The following is a 3,862-nucleotide window of genomic DNA, read 5'->3' on the forward strand; positions in this document are numbered from 1 at the left end:
CAAAGGTAAATTGATGTGACATGGTCAGGCTCGAAAATTAAAAATAAATTGTCTCATGGGAAGGACTTATTCGCATCATCCTTAACTGACCGCTTACAATACTCATGGACTTTATTAAAAATAAAAAAACCTATCATAATTCACATTATGATAGGTTTAAAACGGTGCCTATAAAATCTATCTCTGTAAGAGTAAAGAAATTTATCTCAATAGATACAAAATCTTACACTCCATAACATCACTTCTTGGCTTTTTCAGCCGTGTCTTTCATCATTGAGTATGTCAGTTTGAGATCTGTGATCCAGTCTTCGCCATGACGAAAATCAACTATTGCCCCTATATTATTATAGGATTGTATAACCTTAGGGTCTTTCATTACCTTTGCCGTTACCGCTGTTAATTTTTCAATTACTTCTTCTGGAACACCTTTTGGTGCAAAGATACCTGACCACCCTTCAAAACTCCCCTTGATGCCATAGTCAGCAAAGGTAGGAACGCTTGGGAATGCATCCATTTTCTGATTCATCACCAGAATCGTGGCACGATCAGCTTTGACATGTGGACCAAAGGCCGGTGGTAGTGAGATGGCTGAATCGATATGGCCGCCAACCACGCTCGTCATTGATGCTGCCGTTGAAGGAGCGTTAACAAATTTTGGCGCAAATCCCGCTTGATCAGCGATAATCGTCGCTAAAACAGTACCCGACGAAGAAGCACCCCAAGAGCCCATCGTCATCTTCTTTTCTTTAGCCGCGACAATAAAATCGTCAAAGCTTTGGTATGGGCTATCTTTTGATACCACCAATCCAAAGGGTAAAGAAGTCATTTTCACGACGGGATCGAAGCTATCGAAATTATATGGGGTTGTACTAAAATTAGGCGATACCAGCATTGTACTGAGCCCAGCATTAACGAGCGTATAACCATCCTTTTTAGCCACTGCAGCCGTAGCGGTACCGACAATCCCACCACCTCCGGCTTTGTTAATAACAACAACGGGAACGCCTAGCTCTTTTTCTGCCGCATCAGCCCAAATTCGCGTGGTTAAGTCAGAGTCACCACCTGCACCATAAGGCACGATTACCGTTATTGGCCTTTCTGGATATTCCGCCATGACAGACTCAGCAGATAAACTAATAGATAGAGCTCCTAACAGGGTTAAAACGGACTTCTTATAATTATTCATATAATAAATACCTTCAAATTTATATTTAATTTAGGGATGCTATTTTCATATTTCTCAATAATACCAGCTTAAATATTTAGGCTGTGGGTTCCACTTTCTCTTTCTTTTTTCTCATCCGCACACTCGAGTAAACAAAGAATATTGATAATGCTATAAATACCCAAGAAAATGCCGAAGCAAATAAAAGGTGGTATTCAGTACCAACGATAGCAAGCGCTTGATCAAGATTCTGCTCTAAGAATGGTGTAAGGATAAACCCGATTATAAAGACAGCCGGATTAAGACCAACCATTTTCATTGAATAACCTAGAACAGTAAAAGCAATAAGAATAAGTATATCATTCATATCTTGCCCAGCTGTAAATGCGCCAGCAAAAGCAAAAGCGGTTACACATGGGAAGATATAATAGCGGCGCAGGCTAGCCACCTTAATAAAGCCTCTAAAACCAAGTTTAGCGATCACAAGCAAGAACAAGTCTGTTATCAAAAATCCAGCAAAAATAGCGTAGATCGTTTCTGTATGCTCGACAAATATTAAAGGGCCTGGCGTTAGCCCATGAATAAGGAACGCCCCCATCAGTAGCGCGGCTACATCATCACCCGGAATACTTAGCGTCAACATGGGAATCAAACTAGAGCCACACACCGCATTGTTAGCTGACTCTGCCGCTGCAATGCCTTCCACAGAACCTTTTCCATACTTATCGGGATTCTTAGATGTTCGCTTTGCCTCCCCATAAGCGATAAATGCCGCTGTACTTGAACCTAAACCAGGCAGGGCTCCAATGAATGTACCAATCCCACTTGATTTAAAAATAGTACCAAAAACAGAGAAGTATTCTTTTAAACTTATTCTATTATCACTAGGGTTCTTAGATTTTTTTATCTCTAATTCATGATGTGGAGTTCTACGTTTTCTTATCGTATTTAACACTTCAGGCATGACTAATATACCAATTAGCATCGGGGTAAAGGTAAACCCTCCCATCAGTTCAGGATAGCCAAAAGTGAACCGAGATGCCCCCGTAATTGTAGACATACCTACCATCGCAAATAACATTCCTAAACAACATGAAAGTAATCCACGTGAGATAGATTCACCGGCCAAACTCCCAATAACTGTAAAAGCGAATAATAGTAGAAATACTTTTTCAATTGGGCCTGCCTGTAAAGAAATAGTGGCAATAGGTGCAGCAACAAATATAAGTACAAGTGTAGCCAATACCTCGCCGGAAATAGATGAATAGAGAGAAATATCCAAAGCTTTGCCGGCCTTGCCTGATTTTGTTAGTGCGTGTCCATCTAATGACGTTAGAAAGGATGCCGCTGCACCAGGTGTATTAATCAAAATAGCAGATATTGATCCTCCATATATTCCCGCTTTGTAAACTGCCAAAAGCATCGTTATACCAATCACAGGATCAACATAAAAGGTCAATGGCAACATAATAGCAATGGCCATGATTCCAGAAATACCTGGAATAGAACCAAAAACAATACCAATAGTAACACCAAGGATAATTCCAAGAATAGGGCCTACAGCAAGAATTGAAGAAAAGCCGCCGATAATATTATCAAACATTTACTTGCTCCTTTAGAATAAATCCCAAGTGGGAAGATAGACCCGAAGGTAGTATTTTGAACCATAAAAGATAAGAACTGACAATATGATGGACATGGCTGTTATTGGTATCCAATTTCGCCCCCCAAGCAACACCGCCACACTAAACATTATGATAGGTGTAGTAATAATGAAACCGACATAAGGAACAACAAACCAATATACGAGGAAAATACCAATATAAATAAATATTCCTGTAAAGCCATTAACCAAAACCAACTCTGAATTATCTATTTCAGTTCTATTCATTAATTTTATTAATGATTGCAAGCCAATAGTTGCTGAAAATATCATTATTAAACCAGCAACTACGCGAGGTAAAAACATCGACCCAAGTTCAGATTCTGCACCACCCTCAATAAAATCATTACTGATCAATATAGTGGCTGAGATAATAATCAACATAGTTGAAAAAAGAACATCAAGCTTTCTTCGGTCCATAGCTTTAGTTTCACCTACCTTTATAATTTTTCTATTCAATCTACTCTAAAGCAGTATAAGATAAATACAATTTCAAAATAGCTTTAAACCTATAAGGTTTCTTTATACTCTATTAATCATGATACCTTATGTCTTACTTTCCGTCATAAAGACTGGAAAATAAGCTGATAATACACCCTTTAAAATAATAGCCAAAACAGTGCAAACCAATACACTCTTCCTAATAATTGATTCAAAATAGTGCAGAAATTACTACAAACAACAATCACTGAAACATAATAGTGCGAAAAACTCTTCTACAAAAAAATGTTGAATAACAGTGCAAACATATGACTGTAATAAAAATCAAAAAAAAACTTACAAATGAAACCTCCATATCGAACTTAAATTGTGATTTTATTAGCGTCAAAGAGAAAGTGTGACGATGAACATACGATGACCATTGATGGCCTGAATAAACGACTCGGGGATTCATATAACAAGAGCGACACTTTTTGCTAAGGAAGGTGCGAATAAGTCCGTTATATTCTCTGTGGATATTAGAATGGCCAGATACGCGAAAGCCAGTGCAGCGAAATGTCTGGACCTTTTCAAGCTGGCTGACAAAGTAGATG

3 protein-coding genes are annotated in these 3,862 nt (G+C 38.5%); all 3 read right to left on the reverse strand.

What is annotated here, in order from left to right; all coding sequences use genetic code 11:
• Positions 1-238 precede the first annotated feature (238 nt).
• The 3 genes from Q4488_RS18600 to Q4488_RS18610 all read right to left on the reverse strand — a co-directional run bounded on the left by Q4488_RS18600 (position 239) and on the right by Q4488_RS18610 (position 3,287).
• Positions 239-1,186 carry a tripartite tricarboxylate transporter substrate binding protein gene (locus Q4488_RS18600; RefSeq protein WP_303582074.1) on the reverse strand — a complete coding sequence of 316 codons (948 nt, stop codon included), beginning with the start codon at positions 1,184-1,186 and terminating at the stop codon, positions 239-241.
• Between the two features lie 76 nt (positions 1,187-1,262).
• A complete protein-coding gene (locus Q4488_RS18605) occupies positions 1,263-2,768 on the reverse strand; it encodes a tripartite tricarboxylate transporter permease (protein WP_303582076.1) in 1,506 nt (501 codons plus the stop codon).
• A gap of 12 nt (positions 2,769-2,780) precedes the next feature.
• Positions 2,781-3,287 carry a tripartite tricarboxylate transporter TctB family protein gene (locus tag Q4488_RS18610; protein WP_303582078.1) on the reverse strand — a complete coding sequence of 169 codons (507 nt, stop codon included), beginning with the start codon at positions 3,285-3,287 and terminating at the stop codon, positions 2,781-2,783.
• Positions 3,288-3,862: the final 575 nt, after the last annotated feature.

The organism is Amphritea sp. 1_MG-2023 (genome assembly GCF_030547545.1).
Classification (GTDB): Bacteria; Pseudomonadota; Gammaproteobacteria; order Pseudomonadales; family Balneatricaceae; genus Amphritea.

Bases quoted from the DNA above. Each gene is read 5' to 3' on its own strand.
- Q4488_RS18600 (WP_303582074.1), bottom strand. From the start codon at position 1,186: ATGAATAATTATAAGAAGTCCGTTTTAACCCTGTTAGGAGCTCTATCT.
- Q4488_RS18605 (WP_303582076.1), bottom strand. From the start codon at position 2,768: ATGTTTGATAATATTATCGGCGGCTTTTCTTCAATTCTTGCTGTAGGC.